Here is a 25832-nt window from a genome sequence, read left to right on the forward strand (position 1 = left end):
CGGAGGCCGCTGTCAGCGGGGGTCGGCGAGGATCCGGGCCATGTTCCGTTCCGCGAGGGCGGTGATGGTCACGAACGGGTTCACGCCGAGCGATCCGGGGATCAGGGAGCCGTCGACCACGTACAGCCCCTGGTACCCCTTGGCCCGCCCGTACCCGTCGGTGGCGTCCCCGAGGACGCAGCCGCCGAGCGGGTGGTAGGTGAAGTTGTCGGCGAAGGCCTTGTTGTCGCCGAAGAGGTCGTACCGGTACATCGTGAAGTTCCGCCAGTTGATGCGGTCGAAGAGGTTCTTCGCCGCGTTGACCGAGGGCGTGCTCTGGTCCCGCCGCCAGTTGAGCCGGGCCGAGTCGGTGGCGGCGTCGTAGGTGAAGTGCCCGCGCTCCGGGTTCTTGGTGATGGCGAGGTACATCGAGATCCAGTGCTCGATGCCCATGGGGAGCGGGGCGATCTCCGCGAAGACCGGGTTCGAGGCGTTGTCCCAGTCGTCGATGCCCATCGCGGGCATGGTGGCCTGGTTGCAGCCGACCGTGTCCCACAGGTGGTTGGCGCGTGCGGTCATGACGTTGCCGTTGGGGCCCCAGCCGAGCCCGACCTTCTCGCTGAGCGCGGGCAGCGTCCCCCGCTCGCGGGCCCGCAGCAGGATCTCGGTGGTCCCCAGGCTCCCGGCCCCGAGGAAGAGCTGTTTGCAGCCGAGTTCGCGGACCTGGGTGGCCCGTCCGGTGACATCGCTGGTCCGTACCGTCAGGACGTATCCCCCGGCCGGGTCGAGCCGTACGCCGACCACGCGCTGCATGGTCTCGATGGTGACGTTCCCGGTGCCGATGGCGGCGGCGAGGTAGGTCTTGTCGACGCTCTTCTTGCCGTGGTTGTTGCCGTAGATGACCTCTCCGGCCAGGGCCGAGCGGGTGGCGGTGCCGGCGGCCTCGCGCTTCATGTACTCGAAGTCGTAGACGTTGGGGACGAAGACGGTCTTCAGGCCGGTGTTCTGGGCGTGCTTGCGGGAGATCCGGGCGAAGCGGTACCACTCGGTGGACTCGAACCAGGCCGGGTCGATGTCGTTGACCCCCAGCATGGCGCGGGCGCGGGGGTAGTAGGTGCCGTACATCTCGTCGGCGTCGACCTGGGGCAGGACCTCGGAGAAGTACGAGCGGCGGGGCGTGGGCGCCATGCCGCCGTTGACGAGCGATCCGCCGCCGACGCCCCGGCCGACGTACACGGACATGTCGCCGTAGTTCACGCGGTCGAGGACGCCGGGGTAGGGGCTGATGTCGCGGTTGACCACGTCGAGCCAGAGGAACTGGGCGAGCGGGGCCTCGGTGCGGTTGCGGAACCACATGGAGCGCTGGTCGGGCGCGGAGGTGGAGGGGAAGACCTTGCCGTCGGCCCCGGGGGTGTCCCAGAGCCGGCCCATCTCCAGTACGACGGTACGTACGCCCGCCTGCCCGAGCCGCAGGGCGGCGACGGCGGAGCCGTAGCCGGAGCCGACGACGATGGCGGGGGCGTACCGGGCGGCGGCGGGCTCCACGGCCGCCGCGGAGGCCGCCCCGATCCGGGTGAAGCCGAGCGCGGCGGCGGTCGAGAGGGCGCCGAGTCCCAGTACTTGACGGCGCGTCAGGTTGGATGTCATGGCCGCATCATGGACGGAATCCAGCCGTCCGCCCATATGCGGTATTGACAGACATCTGAGGAACAGTCAGGCATGGCTGCGCGACCGACCGGGTGCGGCTCCGCTGTCGGGGCTCCGCCCCGAACCCCGCTCCTCAAACTCCCCCAGCTACCGCTGGGAGGTGCCCCCTGGAGGGGCTGGATCTTGATGACAGCAGCCGAATCCAGCCCCGCCGGCGATTGAGGCGCGGGGGTCCGGGGGCTGGCCCCCGGCAGCGGCGCCGCACCGGCACCGGCTACAGCAGCTCGCGCAGGCGGTCCGCCAAGAGGTCCCAGCGCCAGCGGTCCTCGACCCACATACGGCCGGCGGCACCCATCCTGGCCCGCAGCTCCGGATCCTTCAGCAGGGTGACGATCCGGTCCGCCGCGTCCTCGGGGGATCCGCCCCGCACGACCCAGCCCGTCTCACCGTCCAGCACCGCGTCCGGCGCCCCGCCCGAGTCGCCCGCGATCACCGGCAGGCCCGTGGCCGAGGCCTCCAGGTAGACGATGCCGAGCCCCTCCACGTCCAGCCCGCCCCGGCGGGTCCGGCACGGCATGGCGAAGACGTCACCCGCGCCGTAGTGGGCCGCGAGTTCCGACCACGGGACGGCTCCGGTGAAAACGACGGAGTCCGAGACCCCGGTGGAGACGGCCAGCTCCCGCAGGTCCGCCTCGTAGGGGCCGCCGCCCACGATCAGCAGTACCGCGTCCGGCACCGCCGCCAGGATCCGCGGCATCGCCTCGATCAGGGTGTCCTGCCCCTTGCGCGGCACCAGCCGGGAGACGCAGACGACCACCGGCCGGTCCGTCAGCCCGAGCCGGGCCCGGACCTCCGCCCCACCCGATCCCGGGTGGAAGGTCTTCTCGTCCACCCCCGGCGGGAGCTGCACCATCCGGGCCGCCGCCCGGTCCGTCACCGCCGAGGCGATCCGCGAGCGTGTGTACTCCCCCAGGTAGGTCAGCGTGTCCGTGCCCTCGCCGATCCGGCGCAGCAACTGCCGCGCGGCCGGCAGCTGGGCCCAGCCCGCCTCGTGCCCGTGGGTGGTCGCGACGATCCGCCGCGCGCCCGCCCGCCGCAGCGCGGGGCCCATCAGCCCGAGCGGGGCCGCCGCCCCGAACCACACGGACTCGCAGCCGTGTTCGCGCAGCAGGCCCACCGCCCGCCGCGTCACGCGCGGGGTCGGCAGCAGCATCGTCGTCCGGTCGCGGACCACCTGGAACGGCTGCTCCGCGTCGAAGGCCGCGGTGGCCTCGCGGCCCTCCGCACTGTGCTTCCAGGTGGAGGCGTAGACGACGATCCGGTCGGGATCCAGCCGCAGCGCCATGTTGTGCAGGAAGGCCTGGATGCCGCCCGGTCGCGGCGGGAAGTCGTTGGTCACGATCAGCGTCTTGTGCATCGCTGACAACGTACCGGACGCCCTCAGCGGAGCTCCGCCCGCAGGGCCTCCCGCCAGTCCTTCGTCAATGCGTCCGGATCCGCTCCGAGGGCGCCCCGCACCGCCACCGGCCACGGCTCGCGCCCCGCCCTCCCGTACAGGTCCACGAGCGCCGCCTCGCCCCATCTCCCCGCGATCAGCCGGCAGGCCAGCCAGGCGCCCTCGTACGCGCGGGCCAGGGCCTCCGGGTCACCGCCGAAGGCGAAGTCCTCCGTCCGGGGCAGCTCGCCGGGCACCTCGCCCCGCCGTACGGCCCGGGCCAGCGTCGGAGCGGCCTGCTCCGGGGTGGCCGGGGTGCTGCGGTAGGCGGCCCAGTCCGCGAAGCCCTCGGAGAGCCACAGCGGGGTGGTGGCGGTGGTCGCCGCCCGGGTGGCCACATGGGTGACCTCGTGGGTCAGGATGACCCCGCGGCCCGCCGCGCTGAGCTCCGCCCACCCCTGCGGGTTCACGACGACCCGGTCGGCGGGGGCGGGGGCCTCGCCCACCCGGCCCGTGGTGACGGCCCCCATGCCCCGGTACTCGGCGGCCGGGCGGCCCAGCAGCTCCGCCATCCGCTCCAGGGATCCGGGGACCAGGACCACGGCACGGCCCGCCCAGGGCCCCGGCCAGCCGGCGCTCGCCGCGGGCACCGCCCGGTCGGCCTCCGCCGCGATCGCGGACAGCGTCCCCGTCTCCTGCCCGACGCCCAGCACCAGCGCGTGCGCTCCGCGGACCACCGCCACCGGGCCCTGGTCCCACAGCTGGGGCAGCGCGCCCGGCGCCGCCCGGTCACCGGTGACGTGCCACCGCCCGCCGTCCCGGGTCAGGCGCACCTCGCGCGCCGACCCGGCCGCGGCCGGGTCGTAGCCGGCCAGCCGGTAGTGGAGCTCCGCCCGGACGGTGGCCCCGGCGCCGTCCCGCCGGACCTCGGAGACCTCGTACGCCCAGCCCTCCAGCGGGATCCCGGCGAGCCGCTCGGGCGGCGTCCGCGACCAGGCGGCGACGGCCTCGCGGATGTCCCGCTCGGCGCCGTCCCGCGGGGCGGGCGCGCCGCACCCGGCGAGCAGCGCGCTCAGCAGGAGCGGCAGCACGCGTACGAGGGACCGGCGGACGGGGGGCATCCGACGATCGTACGCACGGGTGCGGTCAGGGGCGCGTCACCGAGGAGACGGGCATCATCCCGACGGGGTCGTAGCGGACCCGGGCTCCGGGGTAGGGGGCGTGCACCACCTGGCCGTTGCCGACGTACATGCCGACGTGGCTGGCGTCCGAGCGGTACGTCACCAGGTCGCCCGGGCGGGCCTGCGACAGCGGCACCTGGCGGCCGGCGTGCCGCTGGGCCTGCGAGGTGCGCGGCAGCGAGACTCCGGCCTGCCGGTACGACCAGACCATCAGCCCGGAGCAGTCGAAGCCGGCGGGGCCGGTGGAGCCCCACACGTACGGCCGGCCCACCGCGGCCCGGGCCGCCCTCACGGCGGTCTCGGCGCGTCCGGAGGAAGCACCGAAGGAGGCCGGCTCGGGCAGCCCCTCGGGACGGCCTCCGGAGCGCGAGGAGCGTTCGTAGTCGGCCCGCTCCCCGGAGGGCATGGCGTTGAGCAGCTGCCGGGCGGCAGCGAGCTTCGCCGTGACGGAGCGCTTGTGCCGGGCCACGTCAGTGCGCAGGGCGTCGAGTTCGGCGAGTTTGCGGGAGGCCTCCTGGCGCTCCTGGCCGAGTTCGCGCTGTTCCTCGCGGAGTTCGTCGAGCTGGCGGGCCTGCCGGCCGGTCAGCCGGTCGAGGGCGGCGGCCCGTTCCAGGTACGCGTCGGGGTCCTCGGACAGCATCAGCCCGACGGCGGGGTCGATGCCGCCGCTGCGGTACTGGGCTCCGGCGAAGGTGCCCAGGACGCCCCGCAGGGTGTTGATGCGCTCCTGGCCGCGGGCCACCGCGTCCTGGGCCCGGTTGACCTCGACGCGGAGCCGGTCGGCCTTCTCGCCCGCCTCGTTGAAGCGCTCGGTGGCCTGCTCGGCCTCCTCGAAGAGGCGGTCGACCTGGGCGCTGATGCCGGTTCTCGCGCCGCCTCCGGGTTCGTACGGGAAGCCGGGGGCCGCGTACGCGGGTACGCCCGTCATGGCGACCGCGGCGGTGGCCGCGGCGGCGGCGGTGAGGACGGTGACCTTCGTGCTCCGGTCGAGGCTGCCGAGCCCGGCCCGGCGATGGGACGCCACGTGAAACCGCTCCCTTCCGCTGTGCGGGGCCCGGGTCCGCCCTCCGTGGACGGCCGTGTGCCGGGTTCCGCGCTGGCAGACAGTAGCGGCGCGACCACGCACCGACCAACGGCCGTCGGCGGGCGCACATGCCGACGCCCCGCAGGAGACGCAGGTCACCGGCGGGGCGTGTGGTCAGAGGGCGGCCCTGGAATTCGCCCGGATGGGCGGTGTACGGGGCGTCCGGGACCGCGGGGCGGAGCGGATCAGCCGACGCGGACGCCGAACTGGAACGGCATGTTGTCCATGGACTCGTACTTGATGCCGCTGCGCGGGTTCGAGGCGTGCAGCGTCATGTTGTTGCCGGCGTAGAGGCCGACGTGGTGCAGGTCGTCGTAGAAGAAGACCAGGTCACCGGGCTGGAGCTGGCTGCGGCCGATGCGGGTGCCGTCGTTCACCTGGGTGAAGGTGACGCGGCTGATGTTGACGCCGGCCTGCTTGTAGGCCCACTGCGTCAGCCCGGAGCAGTCGTAGACCGTGGGGCCGGTGCCGCCGGACTGGTAGGTGAAGCCCAGCTTCGTCTTGGCGGCTTCGAGGGCGGCTCCGGCGCGGCCGGAGGCCTTGACGTTGCCGAGGTCGACGCGCTGGTTGTCGGCGCGGCTGGCGCGCGTGTCCTCGTCCTTGATGGCCGCGCGCTCCTGCGCGGTCAAGGTGTTGAGGAGGGCCTGGGCGGCGGCGAGCTTCTCGGTGGAGACCTTCTTCTTCTCGCCGAGCTCCTTGCGGGTGGCGTCGAGGTCGGCGAGCTTGCCGGCGGCCTCCTGGCGCTGCTGCGCGAGGGTGCGCTGCTTGTCCTGGATCCGCTGGACCCCCTCGACCTGCTTGGTGCTCAGGTGCTCCAGGGAGGAAGCCTTGTCGAGGTAGCTGTCGGGGTCCTCGGAGAGGAGGAGCGCGAGGGAGGGGTCGATGCCGCCGCTGCGGTACTGGGCGCTGGCCATCGAACCGAGCGTGCTGCGAAGGTCGTTGAGTTCGCCCTGGCCGCGCGCGACCTGGTCCTGCAGCTGGCCTATCTCCTTCTCGAGCTTGTCCTGGCGCTCCTTGGCCCCGTTGAACTTCTCGGTGGCCTGCTCCGCCTCTTCGTAGAGCGCGTCGACCTGGCTCTTGACCTCGTCCTTGCTCGGCTTCGTCGGCGCGGCGGAGGCGCTCTGCGCGGTGAGGGCGACGGCTGCGGCCGCGACCGAGGTGAGCACGGTCACACGAGCGCGGTTCGGCTGCTTGGGTCGACGGTGGGACGCCACGAAGGCGAGCTCCTTCTTCCTGGGAGCCGCCGAAGAACGCAACTCGGCAGCACCTTCGCTGCCACCCCGAATGAGTGATCTACCGCACGAAGGTTTGAGCAGACCCTAGTGACCCATCTGTGATCAGTTCAAATCCTGCCGGGAAAAAACTCGCCCCACGACCAGGTTCTTTACCTACAGCGCACGCTCCGTGCAGGTCACTTGACGGTGCGTCCCCCGCAAGTCCCACCAATTCGGGCATTGCGGCGAGGAGTTACGAAACGCGCGAAAGCCGCTTCAGCAGCAAAGCGGACGTCACGGGCCGCGCACCCGCCTTGGCCACCCCGTCGGCGACCTCCCGGTCCGTGGAGACCACGACCACCGGCCGGCCGGGCGGCTCCGCACGCACCAACTGGCGGATCAGCTCGTCCGCCGTCACCCCGGCCTTGGAGAACAGCACCCGCACCCCGCGCGGCGGCGCGAGCAGCACCGGGGCCGCCAGTTCCGCCCCGTCGAAGACACAGGTCATCTCCGCGCCCGTCTGCGCGGCCAGCATCGACAGCCCGCCCAGCAGCCGCAGCCGCTGCTTCTCCAGCGGCATCGTCGGATAGCCCGTCTTGGTCACGTTGTAGCCGTCGACCACCAGATGGGCCTGAGGCAGCGCCAACAACTGGTCCAGCAGCGCCGGATCGGTCTCCGAGAGGGCCCGCGCCGCGATGTCCTTCGGCGTCATCCGGCCCGGCTCCACCGCGTCCACCGTGTCGGCCGGGCGGGTGCTCACCGGCGGCAGCGCCAGCTCCCGGCGCAGCCCCTGGGCCGCGTCCAGCACGGTGTCCAGCAGCAGCCGCAGCCGCATGTCCTCGATGCTGCGCCCCTCACGGGTGGCCCGGCGCGAGGTCTCCAACGCCGCCTCCACCTCCGCGAGCCGGGCCTTGAGCCGCCGGGTCTCACTCTCGGCGGCGGCCACCCTGGCGGCCGCGTCGCCGCGGATCCCGTCGATCTCCGCATTCACCTTGCGCAGGGCAGCGTCACCCCGCTTGACGTCGCTGAGGGCGCTGCGCAGCTTGCGCTGAAGCGATTCCGCTTCCTTGCGGGCCGCGTCCAGTTCGACCCGGACCTGCTCCCCGCCCGCGCGCTGCAGCTCCCGTGCGTGGGCCAGCTCCTCGCGCAGCCGCTCCAGCTCGCGCCGGGTCTCCTCGCCGACCCGCTCGGCGTCGGCGCGCTGCGCCTCCTCGCCCGCGGCGGCCACCAGCTTGACCCAGCCGGCCGGCCGCAGGACGAAGGCGGCGGCCGCCACGTCCAGCGGATCCGCCGCGGCCGGGGGCGCGCCGGCCTCCAGCGCGGCGGCCAGGTCGGCCTGCGCCTCACGCAGCTTCTCGGCGACCCTGCTCCGGAACACGGCGTCGGTCTCGACCGCCGCGGCCATGGCATTTCCCGCGAACTTGGCGCGCCGGGTCGGGGTGAACCGGGCGTACTGGCGCAGCTGCGCCGGGAGGTCCGCGACCGTCAGCGCGCCGAAGGCGTCCGAGACGAGCGCGACGACCCGGCGCCGCACGCCTTCCGGCAGCGGGTGGTCGAGCGCCTCGGCGGCGTCGCCGGCCGCATCGGCCGGCTCAGCGCCGCTTGCTGGCTCCACAATCCGTCACCCCTACCGTGATCTTCCTGTGGGTGCGCCTCCGTCAGGAGTCCGCGCCCGGCCTGTCCACGAGCTCGATCTGGTCCACCGCGTTGCACCAGCGGCAGCGGACCGACTCGATGGTCTCATTGACCACCTCGCGCTCCTCGACCTTGGGCTCCCCGGCGAGGTCCAGGTGGACGTACTCCACGACCTTCGACGAACGGGTCACGTCGAAGCGCGTGAGATTGCCGCACAGGGTGCAGCGCCACCGGGTGGTGTCGGTCGGCAGGGGAACCGTCATCAGGCCGCTCTCTCCTTCGTAGCTGATTCAATTAAAGCCGCCCGCGCCGCCGTATGCGTCGTCCTGCGGACCGCAGCTCGTAACCCTACGGCCTGCCACCGCTTCAGGTGGGTCCCCTTGCGTCATGCTCTGTCACATGATCGTAAGGTGGCGGGCCGTTCGCGAGGCCGCCCGGGGACCGGTGGTGGCCCATGCGCTGATCGCGGGCTGCGCCGTGGCGTTCGTACTCGGCCCGGCCTCGGGGCTCAACCCGGCCTACGGGACGGGGGAAGAGCTGCTGTCCGACGGGACGGCTTACTTCCGGCGCTGGGGGGTGGTCCCGGACGAGCTCTTCACGGGCGGCCCCGGCGCCTGGCTGACCCCGCTGACGGCGCTGTTCGTCCACGGCAGCTGGCTGCATCTGCTCGGAAACATGCTCTTTCTGTACGTTTTCGGCGCGATGGCGGAGGAACGGATGGGCCGCCCGGCGTTCCTCGTCTTCTACCTCTGTACGGGGTACCTGGCGATGGCGGCGTACGCGGCGGCCAACGCGGGCTCCCCGCAGACGCTGGTCGGGGCCTCCGGTGCCATCTCGGCCGTACTGGGCGCCTTCCTCTTCCTGCTCCCGCGGGCGAGGGTGACGAGCCTGTTCCCGTTCCTCTTCTTCCTGCCGCTGCGGTTCCCGGCGTGGCTGGTGCTGCTGTTCTGGTTCGCCCTCCAGTGGGTGGCGGCGCAGCGGGCCGGCAGCGGGCCTGGAGTCGCCTATCTGGCCCATCTGGTGGGCTTCTCGCTCGGCTTCCTCTACGCGTGGGCCCGCTATCGGGGTACGACTAGAGTGAGGCGACCAGCGACGGCCACCGAGGGAGACAGCCAGCCGTGATCACCGCGATCGTGCTCATCAAGACCAGCGTGGACCGGATCCCCGAGATCGCCGAGTCCATCGCCGCCCTCGAGAACGTCAGCGAGGTCTACTCCGTCACGGGGACGTACGACCTGATCGCGCTGGTCCGCGTGGCCCGTCACGAGAACCTGGCGGACATCATCCCCGGCCGCATCAGCAAGATCCCGGGCGTCGAGGCGACGGACACCCACGTGGCCTTCCGCACGTACTCCCAGCACGACCTGGAAGCGGCGTTCGCGATCGGTCTCGACGCGTAACGCCTCCGGCACGGTCTGCCGGGTCCCCTGCGGGGTGCTCGGCTGTGTGCGGTGCTCGCGCCGTCTGCCGGGTCCCCTGCGGGGTGCTCGGCTGTGTGCGGTGCTCGCGCCGTCTGCCGGGCGCTGCCCGGACCCGCGCCTCAAACGCCGGCGAGGCTGAAAGTGCGGGCCTGTCGGTTCGGGTCGGTCCGTGGGGCCGCGCCGGGGTGTCTCCTCGGCTCGGCGCGTGCTGTGTGTCTCGGCTGTGCCCGGCGGTCGCGCCTCGTCCTGCGGGGACACCCCGCCACGTCCCCACTCCCCTTCCGCCGTCGAAGCCCTGCCGTGGGGCGGGGACACGCAGGAGGGTCCCCGCAGGACGAGGCGCGACCACGGCCGCCTGGCCGGGACGAGCCCGAACGCGCCGAGCCGAGGAGACCCTCGTGCGGGGCACCGCCCCACCCTTTGAAGCCCCGCCGGCGATTGAGGCGACCCACCTCGGCAGAGGAAGACGTGCCGCCGAGCCGTACACCGCCGAGCCGCCCGCAGGGCTACACGGCGGGGACGCAGCGGCCTTCCTCCGTGCGGTACTGCCACTTGGCTCCGGAGGTGACCAGTTCCTTCACGGCGCCGACGAAGCGCTCCACGTGCTCGTCGGGGGTCCCGGCGCCGAAGCTGACGCGGATGGCGTTGAGGGAGCGCTCGCCCGGGGCGGCCTCCGGGGCTCCGCATTCGCCCTGGGCCTGCGGCTCGCTGCCCAGCAGGGTGCGGACCAGCGGGTGGGCGCAGAACAGGCCGTCGCGTACGCCGATCCCGTACTCGGCGGACAGCGCGGCGGCGAAGTGGGAGCTGTTCCAGCCGTCCACCACGAAGGAGATGACGCCGACCCGGGGGGCGTCGTCCCCGAAGAGGGAGAGGATCCGGACCGCCGGGACCTCCGCCAGGCCTTCCCGGACCTTCTCGATGAGGTGCTGCTCGCGGGCGACGAGGTTCTCGAAGCCGGCCTCGGTCAGGGCCTTGCAGGCGGAGGCGATGGAGTAGACGCCGATGACGTTCGGGGAGCCGGCCTCGTGGCGGGCCGCGGTGGTGTGCCACTCGACGTCGACGCCGCCGTCCTCGCGCCGGGCCACCTTCCGGGAGGCGCCGCCGCCCGCGAGGTACGGGTCGGCCTGCTGGAGCCAGTCCGCGCGGCCGGCGAGCACGCCCGAGCCGAAGGGCGCGTAGAGCTTGTGCCCGGAGAAGGCGACCCAGTCGACGTCGAGCTCCTGCACGGAGACGGGGTGGTGCGGGGCCAGTTGGGCGGCGTCCAGCACGATGCGCGCGCCGTGGGCGTGCGCGGCGGCGGCGAGTTCCTTGACCGGCCACAGCTCGCCGGTGACGTTGGAGGCGCCGGTGACGCAGACCAGTGCCGGACCGTACGGGTCGCGGTCGGCGAGGGCCCGCTCCAGGGTGGCGACGGCCTCGGCCGGGGTGCGCGGTGCGTTGAGGTAGGTGACCTGGGCGTTCGTCCACGGCAGCAGCGAGGCGTGGTGCTCGGTCTCGAAGACGAACACCTGGCAGTCGGCGGGGAGTACGGCGGCGAGCAGGTTCAGCGAGTCGGTGGTGGACCGGGTGAAGACGACCTGGTCGGTGGGGCGGCAGTCGAGGAACTCGGCGACGGTGACCCGGCTCTGCTCGAAGAGGTCGGTGGAGAGCTGCGAGAGGTATCCGGCGCCGCGGTGCACGCTGCCGTAGTACGGGGCGTACGCGGCCACGTCGTCCCAGACGCGCTGCAGGGCGGGGGCGCTGGCCGCGTAGTCGAGGGCCGCGTAGGTGACCTCGCCGCCGGTGACGAGCGGGACGGTGACGTCCCGGCCGAGGACCGCGAGCGGCTCGGCACAGGCGGGGTCGACGGTGGTGGCGGTGGCGACGGCGGCGTTCAGGGATGCGGACATGGCGGTATCTCCCGGCAGGCAGGGCTGAATGGCTTCGGTGTGCCCGTACGCGGGTACGGCACTGCGGCCGTCCGGGGTACGGGAGGGTCCTCGGACCGCGCTGTGCGGGGGTACACGGAAGTGACCCTGATCCGAGGGTTGAAGTAGGGGCGGAGTCGCCCTATCGCATTCGCTTGCTCACGGAAAAAGCTCCTCGAGAAGACCAGGACCCCTGGTGTCGAGGGATCCGCGCTTGCCGTAGGCCTTGCTGCCTACGACCTGGTCATCACCCGGGGCACCCCGCCACGGAAGGAGGGTTGCCGGACAGCAAGCCGGGGCCTACACGCTGTCACTCGTGACCTGGTCAGCATCCTGCCACATGATCGCGCGTACGCAAGACCCCGGTCCGCATGGTGGACCGGGGTCGTCGTTTTCGCGCCGTTCCCGCTACGCGTTGCTGGCCGTCACCCAGCGCTCCAGGGCGGCCCGGGCCGCGCCCGAGTCGATGGACTCCGCCGCGCGGGCCATACCGGCGGCGATCTGCTCCTCCAGGCTGCCCGCGCCGGGGTCGAGGGCGGCCAGGGCCGCCGCCGAGTTCAGCAGGACGGCGTCGCGGACCGGGCCGGTCTCGCCGGCCAGCAGGCGGCGGGCCACGTCCGCGTTGTACGAGGGGTCCCCGCCGGCCAGGGCGGAGACGTCGACCAGGGAGATGCCCACGTCACGGGGGTCGAAGGCCTGCTCGGAGACCTTGCCGTCACGGACCCACCAGATGCGCGAGGTCGACGTCGTGGTCAGTTCGTCCAGGCCGTCGTCACCGCGGAAGACCAGCGCGGAGGAGCCCCGGTCGGCGAGCACGCCGGCGATGATCGGGGCCATCCGGGGGTCGGCCACGCCGGTCGCCTGGGCGCGCACCCGGGCCGGGTTGGTCAGCGGGCCCAGCGCGTTGAAGAAGGTCCGGATGCCCAGTTCCTTGCGGGCCGCGGCCACATGGCGCAGTGCCGGGTGGAACTTCACGGCGAAGCAGAAGGTGATGCCGGCCTCCTCGGCGACCTCCACGACCCGCTCCCGGCTCAGCTGGAGGTTCACTCCGAGCTTCTCCAGGACGTCCGAGGAGCCGCTCGCGGAGGACGCGGCCCGGTTGCCGTGCTTGACGACCTTGGCGCCGGTACCGGCCACCACGATGGCCGACATCGTGGAGATGTTCACCGTTTTGGCCCCGTCGCCGCCGGTGCCGACGATGTCCACCGTGCGGCCGGGCACCTCGATCAGGTTGGCGTGCGCGTACATCGCCCGTACGAGGCCGTTGATCTCCTCGACCGTCTCCCCCTTGGCCCGCAGCGCGACCGTGAAGCCGGCGATCTGGGCGTCGGTGGCCTCCCCCCGCATGATCCGGTCCATGGCCCAGGCGGTGTCCTCCGCGCGCAGGTCCTGGCCGGTCAGCAGAGCGTCGAGAAGGCCCGGCCAGCCACGGGCCGCCACGCTGTCGCCGCCTGCCGGGGTCGCAACGTTCATGGTCCGCTCCTGCTGTCGGTGGAGGATTCCACGCTTGATCGGTCAGGGTTCAGCCTATCCAGCCCCGGTTACGGCAAAGAGCCCCGTCCAGACACTGGACGGGGCTCTCGCCGTGGCGACACCAGGACTGACCGAAATCAGTCCCTCATGCGTTCAGACGGGGATCAGTGGTGGCCGTGGCCGGACTGGATCTCCTTGTATTCCTCCACCGTGGGCTTCGGAATCTGGTTGTTCTCGCCGTAGAAGCCCTTGCTGAGCTTCGCGCGCAGCTTCTCGGCGGCCTTCACCTTGCGCTCGACACCGTTCTCGTCGACCGTCGGGCCGATCTCGACCGGCTTGTACTGCTCGTGCGCGGTGAGCTTGTGCAGCTGACCCGCCGGGAGCGGCTCGTGGACCTCGACGAACTCACCGTGCGGCAGACGCTTGATGATGCCGGTCTCGCGACCGTGCAGCACCTTGTCGTGGTCCCGGCGCTGGAGGCCGAGGCAGATCCGCTTGGTGACGATGAAGGCGAGGACCGGGACGACGAAGAAGCCGATCCGGACGAACCAGGTGATCGAGTTGATCGACAGGTGGAAGTACTGGGCGAACATGTCGTTGCCGCCGCCGATGAGGAGCACGATGTACTCCGCGATCCAGGCGACACCGAAGGCCGTACGGGTCGGGACGTTGCGCGGGCGGTCCAGGATGTGGTGCTCGCGCTTGTCCCCGGTGACCCAGGACTCGATGAACGGCCAGACGGCGATCGCACCCAGCACCAGCGGGAAGAGCAGCAGCGGGATGAACACGCCCAGGACGAGCGTGTGGCCCCACAGGTTGATCTCCCAGCCGGGCATGGCTCGGATCAGGCCTTCCGGCATACCCATGTACCAGTCGGGCTGCGCACCGGTGGACACGTTGTCCGGGCGGTACGGGCCGAGCGCCCAGATCGGGTTGATCGAGGCGATCGCCGCGATGGCCGCGATGACACCGAAGACCAGGAAGAAGAAGCCTCCGGCCTTGGCCATGTAGACCGGCAGCAGCGGCATGCCGACGACGTTGTCGTTCGTCTTGCCGGGACCCGCGAACTGGGTGTGCTTGTGGTAGAAGACCAGGATCAGGTGGGCCACGAGCAGGCCCATCATGATGCCGGGCAGCAGCAGGATGTGCACCGAGTAGAACCGCGCGACGAAGTCGCCGCCCGGGAACTCCCCGCCGAACAGGAACATCGACAGGTACGTGCCGACGACCGGGACGGACAGGATGGCGCCCTGCATGAAGCGGACACCGGTACCCGAGAGCAGGTCGTCCGGCAGCGAGTAACCGGTGAAGCCGGTGAACATGCCGAGGACCAGCAGCAGGAAGCCGAAGATCCAGTTGACCTCACGCGGCTTGCGGAACGCGCCGGTGAAGAAGACGCGCATCATGTGCACGACCATGGCCGCGACGAAGATCAGCGCCGCCCAGTGGTGGATCTGACGGATCAGCAGGCCACCGCGGACGTCGAAGCTGATGTCCAGCGTCGAGGCGAAGGCCTCGGACATCATGACGCCCTGCATCGGCACGTACGAGCCGTGGTACACGACCTCGTTCATGCTCGGGTGGAAGAACAGCGTCAGGTACACACCCGTGAGGATGATGATGATGAAGCTGTAGAGGCAGATCTCACCGAGCATGAAGGACCAGTGGTCCGGGAAGATCTTGCGCATGTTGGCCTTGGCGAGGCTGTAGATGCCCAGGCGGCCGTCCGCCCAGTCCGCTACGCGCTCGCCGGCCGGCGCTTTGCGCTCGTTGTTGACGCTGGTGCTCATCCGCGCTCCCAGAATGCAGGACCGACGGGCTCTTCGAAGTCGCCGAGCGCTTCGAGGAAGCCTTCGTCATTCACGCCGATCCGCAGCTGCGGAAGCGCGTGACCGGCCGGGCCGAAGATGACACGGGCGCCGTCGGAGAGGTCGAAGGTGGACTGGTGGCACGGGCAGAGCACGTGGTGCGTCTGCTGCTCGTACAGGCTGATCGGGCAGCCGACGTGGGTGCAGATCTTGGAGTAGGCCACGATCCCGTCGTGGGACCACTCCAGTTCCTTCTTGTCCTTGATGTCTTCCGGCTGAATGCGGACGATCATCAGGGCGGCCTTGGCGATCTGGACCTGGAAGTCGTGCTGCTCCTCCTCCAGGCCTTCCGGCATGGCGAAGGTGAGCGAACCGACGAGGACGTCCTCGGGACGCAGCGGCTCCATCGTGTTCTGGTTGATGAGCAGCTTGCCCTTGGCCCACAGGGTCTTGCGCAGCTTGTCCTCGGGCAGCGGGCCCAGGTCGCGCATGATCATGACGGCGGACAGCGGCAGCATGGCCAGCGCGCCCAGCATCGTGTTGCGGATCAGGGGACGCCGGCCGATGCCGGACTCGTTCGCGCCGTCGGCGAAGTCCTGCAGGACCTGTGCCTTGACCTCCGGCGGAGCGGCGATCTCGTGGCGCTCGGCGGCGACCTCCACGTCGGACATCAGGGTGCGGGCCCAGTGGACCGCGCCCGCGCCGATGCAGAAGAGGGCCACGCCCAGGGTCATGCCCAGGGAGAAGTTGAGCGCGCTGACCTTCCCGATGGGGAAGATGTAGACGATCTTGTCGACCGGGAAGATCACGTAGGACGCGATGAAGCCGATCGTCGCCAGCATCGACAGGGTGAAGAGCATCGCGACGGTGCGCTCGGAGCGCTTCGCCGCCCGCTCGTCGATGTCCTGGATACGGGGCTTGTGGACCGGCAGGCCCGGGTCGGCGAACGGGTCGTCCGCGACCGCTACGCCGTGGTGGGCGTCGCCCTGCTCGCTCGGCAGGTGCTTGTCTTCGGGAATCTCTTGGCTACTCATGACTTCTTGGCCTTAGCGGTGTGGGCCGCGACCCAGACGGCGACAGCGATCAACGCACCCAGGGCGAAGATCCAGCCGAACAGACCCTCGGAGACGGGGCCGAGGCCACCGAGCTTCAGGCCGCCGGGGCTGGTCGACTTCTCGCCGTTGACGTTCTCCAGGTACGCGATGATGTCCTTCTTCTGCTTCTCCGGCATCGTGCTGTCGGGGAAGGAGGGCATGTTCTGCGGGCCGGTCTGCATGGCCTCGTAGATGTGCTTCGGCGAGACACCCTCAAGGTTGGGGGCGTACTTGCCGTTCGTCAGCGCGCCGCCTTCGCCGGTGAAGTTGTGGCACTGCGCGCAGTTGTTGCGGAAGAGCTCACCACCGTTGGCGATGTCGGCGCCCGCCGGGTCGTACTGCTTCGCGGTCGGCGTGATCGGACCGGCGCCGAGGGACGCGATGTACGCCGCCAGCTGGTCGATCTGCGCCTGGTCGTAGATGACGGGCTTCTTCGGCACCTGGGCGCCGGGCTGCTGGGCGGGCATGCGGCCCGTGCTCACCTGGAAGTCGACGGCCGCGGAGCCGACGCCGACCAGGCTCGGGCCGTCAGAGGAACCCTGACCGCCGGTTCCGTGGCAGCTTGCGCAACCCACGGCGTAGAGCTTCTTGCCCTCCTCGATGGCGAGGGACTGGGCGGTTTCATCGGCCTGCGCCTTGCCCGCGGGGGCGAAGGCGGCGTACAGCCCCCCAGTGGCCGCCAGCGCGAGGAGTAGAACGACGACCGCCGCCAGCGGATGGCGTCGTCGTGCGGAGAGCTTTTTCACGGATTACCCCGGTGTCAGGATCTTCTGCGTCGGTGTGTCTGGATGGAGTGCCGGGTCTTGCCCGGTGACGTGTTCGCTACTTGATCAGGTAGATCGTCGCGAAGAGGCCGATCCAGACGACGTCGACGAAGTGCCAGTAGTAGGACACGACGATGGCCGACGTGGCCTGTTCGTGGGTGAACCTCTTGGCCGCGTACGTCCGGCCGAGGACCAGCAGGAAGGCGATGAGACCGCCCGTCACGTGCAGCCCGTGGAAGCCGGTGGTCAGGTAGAACACCGAGCCGTAGGGGTTCGACGAGAGGGACAGGCCCTCATGCTTGACCAGCTCGGTGTACTCGAACACCTGGCCGCCAATGAAGATCGCACCCATGACGAACGTGATGATGAACCACGTCCGGAGCTTCTTCACGTCACCGCGCTCGGCGGCGAATACGCCGAGCTGGCAGGTGAGCGAGGAAAGCACCAGGATCGTCGTGTTCGTCGCCGAGAAGGGCAGATTCAGGGCCTCGGCCTGTTCTGTCCAGAACTCGGGACCCATCACGGATCGCAGGGTGAAGTACATCGCGAAGAGGGCCGCGAAGAACATCAGCTCGGAACTCAACCAGATGATGGTTCCGACGCTGACGAGGTTCGGCCGGTTGACCGTCGGGTGCGCGTGCCCGGTATCTACTGTCGTTGCTGTCGCCACGACCGACATTATGTCGGTCGCTTATCCCGCCCTCACCCCGGGGGGTGCCGTTCGGAGTGTCAGGGGCGTGTGCAAGGCCCGAACGGCCCATCAGATGAGCCCCGCGTACCGCCACCTGCGACATGTTCGAAGCGATGTTGACGGCGCACCGGGAGGAGTAGCATCCCGCGCAACATCAACGTGATTCACGGCCACGTGGAGGAACGAAATGCGGGCGACTGCGCGGGTTCTGGTCTACAGCGACGACGCGGGCACCCGGGAGCAGGTGCGGCTGGCGGCAGGACGCAGGCCCGCCGCGGACCTGCCGCCGGTGGAGTTCCTGGAGTGCGCGACGCTCCCGGCGGTCCTGTCGGAGCTGGACGCGGGTGGTGTCGACGTGTGCGTGCTGGACGGCGAGGCGGTTCCGGCCGGGGGCATGGGGGTGTGCCGGCAGATCAAGGACGAGATCTTCCGCTGTCCGCCGGTGCTGCTGCTGATGGGGCGCCCCCAGGACGCCTGGCTGGCCACGTGGAGCCGTGCGGACGCCGCCGTGACCCTTCCGGTGGACCCGGTGCAGTTCGCGGACACCCTGGCGGGCCTCCTGAGGACCCGTCTGTCCCTGGACGCCTGATACACCCCCTCAGGGGCCCGCGTGCGCCCCTGAGGGGGCCGTACGGGTGAACGGGCCGGGAATTCCCCTCCCCCGGACGCCGTCCGGGGGAGGGGCCCCGCCCGGGGCCGCTCAGACGGTGGGGCGCAGGCGGGCCTGGTCGACGGGGCTGCGGCCCTCCTGGGTGCCCTTGAGCAGGGCGCTGCCCTGGCGCCAGTCCTTCCAGTCCATGTTCCAGTCGCCGAAGCCGTTGCCGAAGACGTCCATGTCGTCGCCGATGCTGTTGATCACCTGGACGATGTCGCCCTCGGTGATGTTCTCGTAGAACCAGGCGGCGTTGCCGGTGCTCATGCCCGTGCAGCCGTGGCTGACGTTCTCGTAGCCCTGGGAGCCGACGGACCACGGCGCGGCGTGGACGTATTCACCACTCCAGGTGACGCGAGTGGCGTAGTAGACGGGCAGGTTGTAGTACTCGCTGCCGCCGATGCCGACGGTGTCGCCGCGCATCTGTACGAAGTACTGCTTGCCCAGCACCACCTTGATGCCGTTGCGGGTGGAGAAGCCGGGCTTGCCGGTGGTCACCGGGATGGTGTTGATCACTTCTCCGTTGCGCTTGAACGTGAGGTAGTGCGAGGAGGCGTCGGTGGTGACCTCGACCCGGTCCCCGATCTCCAGCTTCAGCGGCTTGGCGACGGCCCCGTGGAGCTCGTCGGTGATCCTGACGCCCTCCAGGTTGCTCCGCACGGAGACGGCGGAGTTGGCGGGCCAGTAGTCCTTGGGCCGGTAGTGGAGGTTCTTGTCGTCCACCCAGTGCCAGGCGCCCTCGACGCCGGGCGGGGTGTCGACGACGAGGCCCCGTTCCACGATGGCGCGGGCGGCCTTGTCCTTGACCGGCTCGCTGAGTTCGGCGGTGATGGGCTGCCCGACGCCGTACTTTCCCTCGTCCGGGCCGAATTCGACCTTCAGGATCCCCTTGGAGGGGGTGGTGTCGAAGGTGAGCGTGCGCTGCCCGGGGGCGCCCCGCTCGTCCTCGGTGCTCACGATGACCGTGTAACGGACTCCTGAGGCCATCGGGGTCGTGCTGTGCCAGCGGTCCCCCTTGGCGCTCAGTTCGCCCGCCAGGCGGCGGCCGTGGGTGTCCACGGCCAGCACATCGGTGATCCGGCCGCCGCTGTTCTTGGCGGTGATTTCGAGGGGCCGGTCGGGGTTCACGGGGCGCTTGCCGGCGCTCTGGTTGAAGGCGACCTGATCGCCCGCGTCGTACGGGCGGGCTGACAGCGGGTTCTTGTCGCCGGACCCGCATGCGGTGGCGCCGGCCCCGAGGGACGCGACCAGCAGGGAGCAGCTGAGTACCGTCCAAAGACGCGGTGAGTGCTTCATGGAGCCAACGCTATGAAGATATGACAAATCCGGCGCGCGGGGTGACTGCAAACGAGGGGCCCGGGCTCCTCCCGAAGGAGGGACCCGGGCCCCAAGTGCGGCGCGGCACGGCCGCGAAGGTGCTGCTACTGGTTCTGGTTCTCACCGCGGTAGTACTCGTACACCCAGCCCCACAGGCCGATCATGATGATCGGGGCCGAGAAGTACATGAGCCACCAGCCGAAGACGACGCCCAGGAAGGCGAGCGCACCGCCGATGCCCAGCGAGAGCGGCTGCCAGCTGTGCGGGGAGAAGAACCCCAGCTCGCCCGCCTCGTCGGCGACGTCGGCCTCCAGGTTGTCCTGGGCCATCTGGTCGACGCGCTTGGCCGTGAAGGCCAGGTAGTAGCCGATCATGACGCTCAGGCCGAAGGCCAGGAAGAGCGCGGTGGTACCGACGGGCTCCTTCGACCACACGCCGTACACGACGGCCATGATCAGGATGAAGAAGGAGAGCCAGAGGAACATCTTGCCCTGGATCTTCACTTGCCGGCCTCCTTGCCGCCGGTGACGGCCTTGGCGGCGACGCTGTGGTCCTCGAGGTGGTCGAGGGCCGCGATCTCAGGGTGGTGCAGGTCGAACGCCGGGGACTCGGAACGGATCCGCGGCAGGGTGAGGAAGTTGTGCCGCGGCGGCGGGCAGGACGTCGCCCACTCGAGCGAACGGCCGTAACCCCACGGGTCGTCGACCTCGACCTTCTCGCCGTACTTGGCCGTCTTCCAGACGTTGTACATGAACGGCAGCATCGACAGGCCGAGCACGAACGAGCTGATCGTCGAGATCGTGTTCAGCGCGGTGAAGCCGTCGGCGGCGAGGTAGTCCGCGTAACGACGCGGCATGCCCTCGGCACCGAGCCAGTGCTGCACCAGGAAGGTGCCGTGGAAGCCGATGAACAGCGTCCAGAACGTCATCTTGCCGAGACGCTCGTCCAGCATCTTGCCCGTGAACTTCGGCCACCAGAAGTGGAAGCCGGCGAACATCGCGAACACCACGGTGCCGAAGACGACGTAGTGGAAGTGCGCGACGACGAAGTACGAGTCGGAGACGTGGAAGTCCATCGGGGGCGAGGCCAGGATGACGCCGGTCAGACCACCGAAGGTGAAGGTGACCAGGAAGCCGATCGTCCAGAGCATCGGGGTCTCGAAGGACAGCGAGCCCTTCCACATGGTGCCGATCCAGTTGAAGAACTTCACACCGGTCGGTACCGCGATCAGGAAGGTCATGAAGGAGAAGAACGGCAGCAGCACACCACCGGTGACGTACATGTGGTGGGCCCACACGGTCACGGAGAGACCGGCGATCGCGATCGTCGCGGCGATCAGGCCGATGTAGCCGAACATCGGCTTACGGCTGAAGACCGGGATGATCTCGGAGACGATTCCGAAGAATGGCAGCGCGATGATGTACACCTCTGGGTGCCCGAAGAACCAGAAGAGGTGCTGCCATAGCAATGCGCCGCCGTTCGCGGCATCGAACACGTGCGAACCGAACTTGCGGTCGGCCTCCAGCGCGAAGAGCGCGGCGGCCAGCACCGGGAAGGCGAGCAGGACCAGAACACCGGTCAGCAGCACGTTCCAGGTGAAGATCGGCATGCGGAACATCGTCATGCCGGGTGCGCGCATGCAGATGATCGTGGTGATGAAGTTGACCGAGCCGAGGATGGTGCCGAAGCCGGAGAAGGCCAGACCCATGATCCACATGTCGGCGCCGATGCCCGGCGAACGGACCGCGTCCGACAGCGGGGAGTAGGCGAACCAACCGAAGTCGGCGGCGCCGCTCGGCGTGACGAAGCCGGCCACCGCGATGGTCGAGCCGAAGAGGTACAGCCAGTACGCGAACATGTTCAGCCGCGGGAACGCCACGTCGGGCGCGCCGATCTGCAGCGGCATGATCCAGTTGGCGAAGCCCGCGAAGAGCGGGGTGGCGAACATCAGCAGCATGATCGTGCCATGCATGGTGAACGCCTGGTTGAACTGCTCGTTCGACATGATCTGCGTGCCCGGACGGGCCAGCTCGGCGCGCATGAAGAGCGCCAGCACACCGCCGATGATGAAGAACACGAACGACGTGACCAGGTACATCGTGCCGATGGTCTTGTGGTCGGTCGTGGTCATCCACTTCACGACCACATTGCCCGGCTGCTTGCGCCGTACCGGCAGCTCGTTCTCGTACGAGTCGGCGGCGGCACCCTGGGATTCGTTGAGGATGCTCACAGTTTGTTCACTTCCGCATTCCGGGCCGGGTCGGTCTGCTGGATACCGGCCGGGAGGTAGCCGGTCTGACCCTTCTCCGCCAGATCCTTCAGGTACGCCCGGTACTCCTCGGGGGAGACCACCTTGACGTTGAAGAGCATCCGGGAGTGGTCAGTGCCGCAGAGCTCGGCGCACTTGCCCATGAAGGTGCCGTATTCGGACGGGGTGACCTCGAAGACGTTGGTGTGGCCCGGAATGACGTCCTGCTTGAACAGGAACGGGACCACCCAGAAGGAGTGGATCACGTCGTTCGACGACAGGATGAAGCGGACCTTCTCGCCCTTGGGGAGGACCAGGGTCGGACCCGGGTTGCCCGTCTGGGGGTTCCGGTCGCCCGGGACACCCTTCTGGTAGACGCCCTCGGCGCCCGCCGGGAACTCCTTGGTGAAGCGGTCCGGGATGGAGGCCAGCTCCTTGGGGACCGCGCCCGCCTTCGGGGTCGCCGCGTCGCCGTCGACGTTCTCGACGTAGTTGAAGCCCCAGCTCCACTGGAAGCCGATCACGTTGATCGTGTGCGGCGGCTTCGGGGTGAGGGCCAGGAGCTTCGACTCGTCACGAGCGGTGAAGTAGAAGAGCACCGAGACGATGATGAGCGGGACCACGGTGTACAGCGCCTCGATGGGCATGTTGTACCGGGTCTGCGCGGGGACCTCGATCTTCGTCCGGCTGCGCCGGTGGAAGATGACGCTCCAGATGATCAGGCCCCACACGAGGATGCCCGTGACCAGCGCGGCCGCCCAGGATCCCTGCCACAGGGAGAGGATGCGCGGCGCCTCCTCGGTTACCGGAGTCGGCATTCCGAGGCGGGGGAAGTCTTTCCATGTATACGAGCAACCAGTGGCGGTCGCCAGGACCACGCCCGCAGTCAGCGCCTGCAGCAGCTTCCGCCGCATCGGGCGCCGCGGCGAGCGGTCGGAGCCGTAGGGACTCACGTAGCGCCTTCCCGAGAGTCTCGGCCCGCGCGGCCGGCCGCGGCCGTGTTCGGGTCGGTCGCCGGCCCTGACGCAGGCAGGGGTTTGGATGTTTATGCGGACCAAACCCTACTGGACGCTATTTGGGGTCGCGCGGGGAGGGTGCCCAACGCGCCGCTACTGCCCCCGAAGGGATGGATCCGCCGTCCGGGGGACGGCGCGAATGGCCCTGAATGGCGGGCTCCGGGGCTCATCTGACGCCCCCTGACCTCGAACGTCGTGGGGCTGGAGCTAGCGTGGCCGGATGCCGTACTTCGACAGCGCGTCCGCCGCCCCCCTGCACCCCGTGGCCCGGCAGGCGTTGCAGGCCTCCCTGGACGAGGGCTGGGCCGATCCGGCCCGGCTGTACCGGGAGGGCAGGCGCGCGCGGCTGCTCCTGGACGCGGCGCGGGAGGCCGCCGCGGAGGCAGTGGGATGCCGGGCCGACGAGCTCGTGTTCACTCCTTCGGGGACGCACGCGGTTCACACGGGGGTGGCGGGGGTCCTCGCCGGGCGCCGGCGCGTCGGAAGTCATCTGGTCGTATCGGCGGTCGAACACAGTTCTGTATTGCACGCGGCCGAGGTGCTCGAGGCGCGCGGTGGGACGGTGACCGAGGTCCCGGTGGACCGGTGGGGCGCGGTGACGCCCGCCGGCTACGCGCAGGCGCTCACCCCCGAGAGCGCCCTCGCCTGCCTCCAGTCGGCCAACCACGAGGTGGGCACGGTCCAGCCGGTGGCGGAGGTGGCCGAGGTCTGCGGGGCGGCCGGGGTGCCGCTGCTGGTGGACGCCGCGCAGTCGCTGGGCTGGGGCCCGGTGGAGGGCGCCTGGTCCGTGCTGGCCGCGAGTGCGCACAAGTGGGGCGGCCCGCCGGGGGTCGGCCTGCTGGCGGTCCGCAAGGGGGTGCGCTTCTCCCCCCAAGGCCCTGCGGACGAGAGGGAGTCGGGGCGCTCCCCCGGTTTCACGAACCTGCCCGCGATCGTGGCCGCGGCGGCCTCCCTGCGGGCCGTACGGGCCGAGGCGGACGCGGAGGCGGCCCGGCTGCGGGTCTTGGTGGACCGCATCCGGCGGCGGGTGGTGCGGCTGGTCCCGGACGTGGAGGTGGTGGGCGATCCGGAGCGGCGGCTCCCGCACCTGGTCACCTTCTCCTGCCTGTACGTCGACGGGGAGACGCTGCTGCACGAGCTGGACCGGGCCGGTTTCTCGGTCTCCTCCGGCTCCTCGTGCACGAGCTCCACGCTGACCCCCAGTCACGTGCTGCGGGCGATGGGCGTGCTGTCGGAGGGGAACGTACGGGTGTCCCTGCCGCCGGGGACCCCGGCGGAGGAGGTCAACGCGTTCCTGGAGGTGCTGCCGCGCGCGGTGGCGGACGTACGGGAACGGCTCGGCGTGTCGGAGCCCCCGGCGGTGGCGCCGGTGGCGGACTCGCTGGAACTGGACGCGCTGGGGCTGCGGTGTCCGCAGCCGGTGATCGAGCTGGCCCGGGCCATCGTGACGGTGCCGGTGGGCGGGACCGTCACGGTCGTCTCCGACGACGAGGTGGCCCGGCTGGACATCCCGGCGTGGTGCGCGATGCGGGGACACACGTATCTGGGCGAGACCCCGCGCGAAGTCGGCTCCGCCTACACGGTCCGCCGCTCCACCTGACCCGCCGCTTTCAGCCTCGCCGACGGCACCGTCCAGCCCCGCTCGCCGATCCCGCTTCGCCGGGCGAGTTTCAGCCCCTCCGGCGTTTGAGGAGCGGGGTCTGGGGCGGAGCCCCAGGAAACCCGGCTCCGCCGGGCACCGGGCTCCGCCCGGACCCTCCCCCGGCTACCGCTGGGAGGTGCCCCCTGCTCAAACGCCGGCGAGGCTGGATGTGCGCGGGCTCAACACCAGTGAGACGGGGAAGTGCCCGGGCTCTCCCCCGGAAGGGGTGGAAACTTGGCCCGGGCCCAGACGGCGGCGGTCAGGCGAGGTGGGCGCGGACTTCTGCTGCGGCGTCTTCGCCGTAGGCCTTGGTGAAGCGCTCCATGAAGTGGGCACGGGCCAGCGCGTACTCCTGGGTGCCCAGGGTCTCGATGACCAGCGTCGCGAGCATGCAGCCCAGCTGCGCCGCCCGCTCCAGGCCGACGCCCCAGCCCAGACCGGTCAGGAACCCGGCGCGGAACGCGTCGCCGACACCCGTCGGGTCGACCTTCGCGGTCTCCTCCGGGCAGCCGACCACGATCGGGTCCTCGCCGACGCGCTCGATCCGGACGCCGTTGGAGCCCAGCGTGGTCACGCGGGTGCCGACCTTCGAGAGGATCTCCTCGTCGGTCCAGCCGGACTTCGACTCGATGAGGCCCTTCTCGTACTCGTTCGAGAAGAGGAAGGTCGCGCCCTCCATCAGGGTGCGGATGTTCTCGCCGTCCATGCGGGCGATCTGCTGCGAGAAGTCGGCGGCGAAGGGGATCCCGCGCGTGCGGCACTCCTCCGTGTGGCGCAGCATCGCCTCGGGGTCGTCCGCGCCGATCAGGACCAGGTCGAGCCCGCCCACCCGGTCGGCGACGGACTTCAGCTCGATCAGCCGGGCCTCGCTCATCGCGCCCGTGTAGAAGGAGCCGATCTGGTTGTGGTCGGAGTCCGTGGTGCACACGAAGCGCGCGGTGTGCAGCACCTCGGAGATCCGGACGGACTCGGTGTCGACGCCGTGCCGGTCCAGCCAGGCGCGGTACTCGTCGAAGTCGGAGCCGGCGGCTCCGACGAGGATCGGGCGGATGCCGAGCTGCCCCATACCGAAGCAGATGTTCGGGCCGACCCCGCCCCGCCGGACGTCGAGGTTGTCGACGAGGAAGGAGAGGGAGACCGTGTGCAGCTGGTCGGCGACCAGCTGGTCGGCGAAACGGCCGGGGAAGGTCATGAGGTGGTCGGTGGCGATGGAGCCGGTGACTGCGATGCGCACGGCGTGGACGCTCCTGCTGAGGACGGCGAGGGACAGTCAAAACTACCCGGTAAGCAGCCCCGGGCTGTACCCCGGAAACTACCCCTTAGTAGGTCTTTCTTCGCCAGAGATCCGATGCCTACGGTGCCTGCATGACCTATACCGACGGTTTCGGCTACTCCGAGTACACCGCCGCCAAGCGCGGCGCGGAAGCCCCACGACAGCCCGGTTTCGCCCGCCTGCTGGGTGACTGCGCCCGGATGGCCCCGCACTGGGCGGTTCCGGCGGGCCCCCGGCCGGTCCGCGTGGCCCCTTCGCAGATCCACGGGATCAGCGTCCCGCCGGCCTCGGCGCGGCTGATCGCCGCCACGTCCGTGTACGGGGACCAGTAGGAGGGAACCGGTTGCGCTC

Annotated in this window: 23 protein-coding genes and 1 riboswitch; of the genes, 5 read left to right on the forward strand and 18 right to left on the reverse strand. The window is 70.3% G+C overall.

What is annotated here, in order from left to right; genetic code table 11:
- Nucleotides 1-12: 12 nt before the first annotated feature.
- From JYK04_RS13990 to JYK04_RS14020, 7 genes are all read right to left on the reverse strand, one after another.
- A complete protein-coding gene (locus JYK04_RS13990; protein WP_189736296.1) occupies nt 13-1626 on the reverse strand; it encodes a GMC oxidoreductase in 1614 nt (537 codons plus the stop codon).
- A gap of 274 nt (nt 1627-1900) precedes the next feature.
- Entirely contained in the window at nt 1901-3043 is a 1143-nt protein-coding gene (locus JYK04_RS13995) for a glycosyltransferase family 4 protein (protein ID WP_189736298.1), read from the reverse strand.
- Between the two features lie 23 nt (nt 3044-3066).
- The gene (locus JYK04_RS14000; protein ID WP_189736300.1) at nt 3067-4182 is read right to left on the reverse strand and encodes a hypothetical protein; all 1116 of its coding nucleotides are present in this window, start codon (nt 4180-4182) and stop codon (nt 3067-3069) included.
- Between the two features lie 25 nt (nt 4183-4207).
- Nucleotides 4208-5266 carry a C40 family peptidase gene (locus tag JYK04_RS14005; RefSeq protein ID WP_189736302.1) on the reverse strand — a complete coding sequence of 353 codons (1059 nt, stop codon included), beginning with the start codon at nt 5264-5266 and terminating at the stop codon, nt 4208-4210.
- Nucleotides 5267-5511: 245 nt separating this feature from the next.
- Nucleotides 5512-6540, reverse strand: a complete 1029-nt coding sequence (locus JYK04_RS14010) for a C40 family peptidase (RefSeq protein ID WP_189736304.1) — start codon at nt 6538-6540, stop codon at nt 5512-5514.
- A gap of 253 nt (nt 6541-6793) precedes the next feature.
- Nucleotides 6794-8158, reverse strand: a complete 1365-nt coding sequence (locus JYK04_RS14015) for an NYN domain-containing protein (RefSeq protein WP_189736620.1) — start codon at nt 8156-8158, stop codon at nt 6794-6796.
- A 40-nt stretch (nt 8159-8198) separates the two neighbouring features.
- Nucleotides 8199-8438, reverse strand: coding sequence for a hypothetical protein (locus JYK04_RS14020; RefSeq protein WP_008738811.1), 240 nt, complete (start codon nt 8436-8438; stop codon nt 8199-8201).
- A 124-nt stretch (nt 8439-8562) separates the two neighbouring features.
- On the opposite strand from JYK04_RS14020, the gene JYK04_RS14025 reads away from it, so the two are divergent.
- Nucleotides 8563-9297, forward strand: coding sequence for a rhomboid family intramembrane serine protease (locus JYK04_RS14025; protein WP_189736306.1), 735 nt, complete (start codon nt 8563-8565; stop codon nt 9295-9297).
- Nucleotides 9294-9575 carry an Lrp/AsnC family transcriptional regulator gene (locus JYK04_RS14030; protein ID WP_030013053.1) on the forward strand — a complete coding sequence of 94 codons (282 nt, stop codon included), beginning with the start codon at nt 9294-9296 and terminating at the stop codon, nt 9573-9575. The genes JYK04_RS14025 and JYK04_RS14030 overlap by 4 nt, the downstream gene beginning before the upstream one ends.
- Before the next feature lie 527 nt (nt 9576-10102).
- Here the strand turns inward: JYK04_RS14030 and JYK04_RS14035 are convergent.
- The 6 genes from JYK04_RS14035 to ctaE all read right to left on the reverse strand — a co-directional run bounded on the left by JYK04_RS14035 (nt 10103) and on the right by ctaE (nt 17321).
- On the reverse strand, nt 10103-11485 hold the full coding sequence (locus JYK04_RS14035) for an aminotransferase class V-fold PLP-dependent enzyme (RefSeq protein WP_189736308.1): 1383 nt from the start codon (nt 11483-11485) through the stop codon (nt 10103-10105).
- A gap of 223 nt (nt 11486-11708) precedes the next feature.
- Nucleotides 11709-11825: riboswitch (SAM riboswitch) on the reverse strand.
- 86 nt (nt 11826-11911) lie between these two features.
- Entirely contained in the window at nt 11912-12976 is a 1065-nt protein-coding gene (trpD, locus tag JYK04_RS14040) for an anthranilate phosphoribosyltransferase (protein ID WP_189736310.1), read from the reverse strand.
- Nucleotides 12977-13140: 164 nt separating this feature from the next.
- Nucleotides 13141-14766, reverse strand: coding sequence for a cytochrome bc1 complex cytochrome b subunit (gene qcrB / locus JYK04_RS14045; RefSeq protein ID WP_189736312.1), 1626 nt, complete (start codon nt 14764-14766; stop codon nt 13141-13143).
- Nucleotides 14763-15818, reverse strand: a complete 1056-nt coding sequence (qcrA, locus tag JYK04_RS14050) for a cytochrome bc1 complex Rieske iron-sulfur subunit (protein WP_189736314.1) — start codon at nt 15816-15818, stop codon at nt 14763-14765. The genes qcrB and qcrA overlap by 4 nt, the downstream gene beginning before the upstream one ends.
- A complete protein-coding gene (qcrC, locus tag JYK04_RS14055; RefSeq protein ID WP_189736317.1) occupies nt 15815-16624 on the reverse strand; it encodes a cytochrome bc1 complex diheme cytochrome c subunit in 810 nt (269 codons plus the stop codon). Before qcrC ends, qcrA begins: the two co-directional genes overlap by 4 nt.
- 76 nt (nt 16625-16700) lie before the next feature.
- Nucleotides 16701-17321 (reverse strand): aa3-type cytochrome oxidase subunit III, encoded by a 621-nt coding sequence (gene ctaE, locus JYK04_RS14060; RefSeq protein WP_033221876.1) that lies wholly within the window; start codon nt 17319-17321, stop codon nt 16701-16703.
- Between the two features lie 199 nt (nt 17322-17520).
- Here ctaE and JYK04_RS14065 point away from each other — a divergent pair, with 199 nt between their 5' ends.
- A complete protein-coding gene (locus tag JYK04_RS14065) occupies nt 17521-17922 on the forward strand; it encodes a DNA-binding transcriptional response regulator (protein WP_189736319.1) in 402 nt (133 codons plus the stop codon).
- Between the two features lie 111 nt (nt 17923-18033).
- Here the strand turns inward: JYK04_RS14065 and JYK04_RS14070 are convergent, their stop codons facing one another.
- The 4 genes from JYK04_RS14070 to ctaC all read right to left on the reverse strand — a co-directional run bounded on the left by JYK04_RS14070 (nt 18034) and on the right by ctaC (nt 22503).
- On the reverse strand, nt 18034-19281 hold the full coding sequence (locus JYK04_RS14070) for a L,D-transpeptidase (RefSeq protein WP_189736321.1): 1248 nt from the start codon (nt 19279-19281) through the stop codon (nt 18034-18036).
- A 125-nt stretch (nt 19282-19406) separates the two neighbouring features.
- Entirely contained in the window at nt 19407-19805 is a 399-nt protein-coding gene (locus tag JYK04_RS14075) for a cytochrome c oxidase subunit 4 (protein ID WP_189736323.1), read from the reverse strand.
- Nucleotides 19802-21532 carry an aa3-type cytochrome oxidase subunit I gene (gene ctaD / locus JYK04_RS14080; protein WP_189736325.1) on the reverse strand — a complete coding sequence of 577 codons (1731 nt, stop codon included), beginning with the start codon at nt 21530-21532 and terminating at the stop codon, nt 19802-19804. The genes JYK04_RS14075 and ctaD overlap by 4 nt, the downstream gene beginning before the upstream one ends.
- Complete coding sequence (ctaC, locus tag JYK04_RS14085; protein ID WP_189736327.1) at nt 21529-22503, reverse strand: aa3-type cytochrome oxidase subunit II; 975 nt, start codon at nt 22501-22503, stop codon at nt 21529-21531. The genes ctaD and ctaC overlap by 4 nt, the downstream gene beginning before the upstream one ends.
- Before the next feature lie 283 nt (nt 22504-22786).
- Here ctaC and JYK04_RS14090 point away from each other — a divergent pair, with 283 nt between their 5' ends.
- Nucleotides 22787-24166, forward strand: coding sequence for a cysteine desulfurase/sulfurtransferase TusA family protein (locus JYK04_RS14090; protein ID WP_189736329.1), 1380 nt, complete (start codon nt 22787-22789; stop codon nt 24164-24166).
- A gap of 301 nt (nt 24167-24467) precedes the next feature.
- Here the strand turns inward: JYK04_RS14090 and JYK04_RS14095 are convergent, their stop codons facing one another.
- Nucleotides 24468-25442, reverse strand: coding sequence for a carbohydrate kinase family protein (locus tag JYK04_RS14095; protein WP_189736331.1), 975 nt, complete (start codon nt 25440-25442; stop codon nt 24468-24470).
- Nucleotides 25443-25573: 131 nt separating this feature from the next.
- Between JYK04_RS14095 and JYK04_RS14100 the strand changes: the two genes are divergently transcribed.
- Nucleotides 25574-25813 carry a hypothetical protein gene (locus JYK04_RS14100; RefSeq protein WP_189736332.1) on the forward strand — a complete coding sequence of 80 codons (240 nt, stop codon included), beginning with the start codon at nt 25574-25576 and terminating at the stop codon, nt 25811-25813.
- Nucleotides 25814-25832 lie beyond the last annotated feature (19 nt).

This window comes from Streptomyces nojiriensis (assembly GCF_017639205.1).
Lineage (GTDB): Bacteria > Actinomycetota > Actinomycetes > Streptomycetales > Streptomycetaceae > Streptomyces > Streptomyces nojiriensis.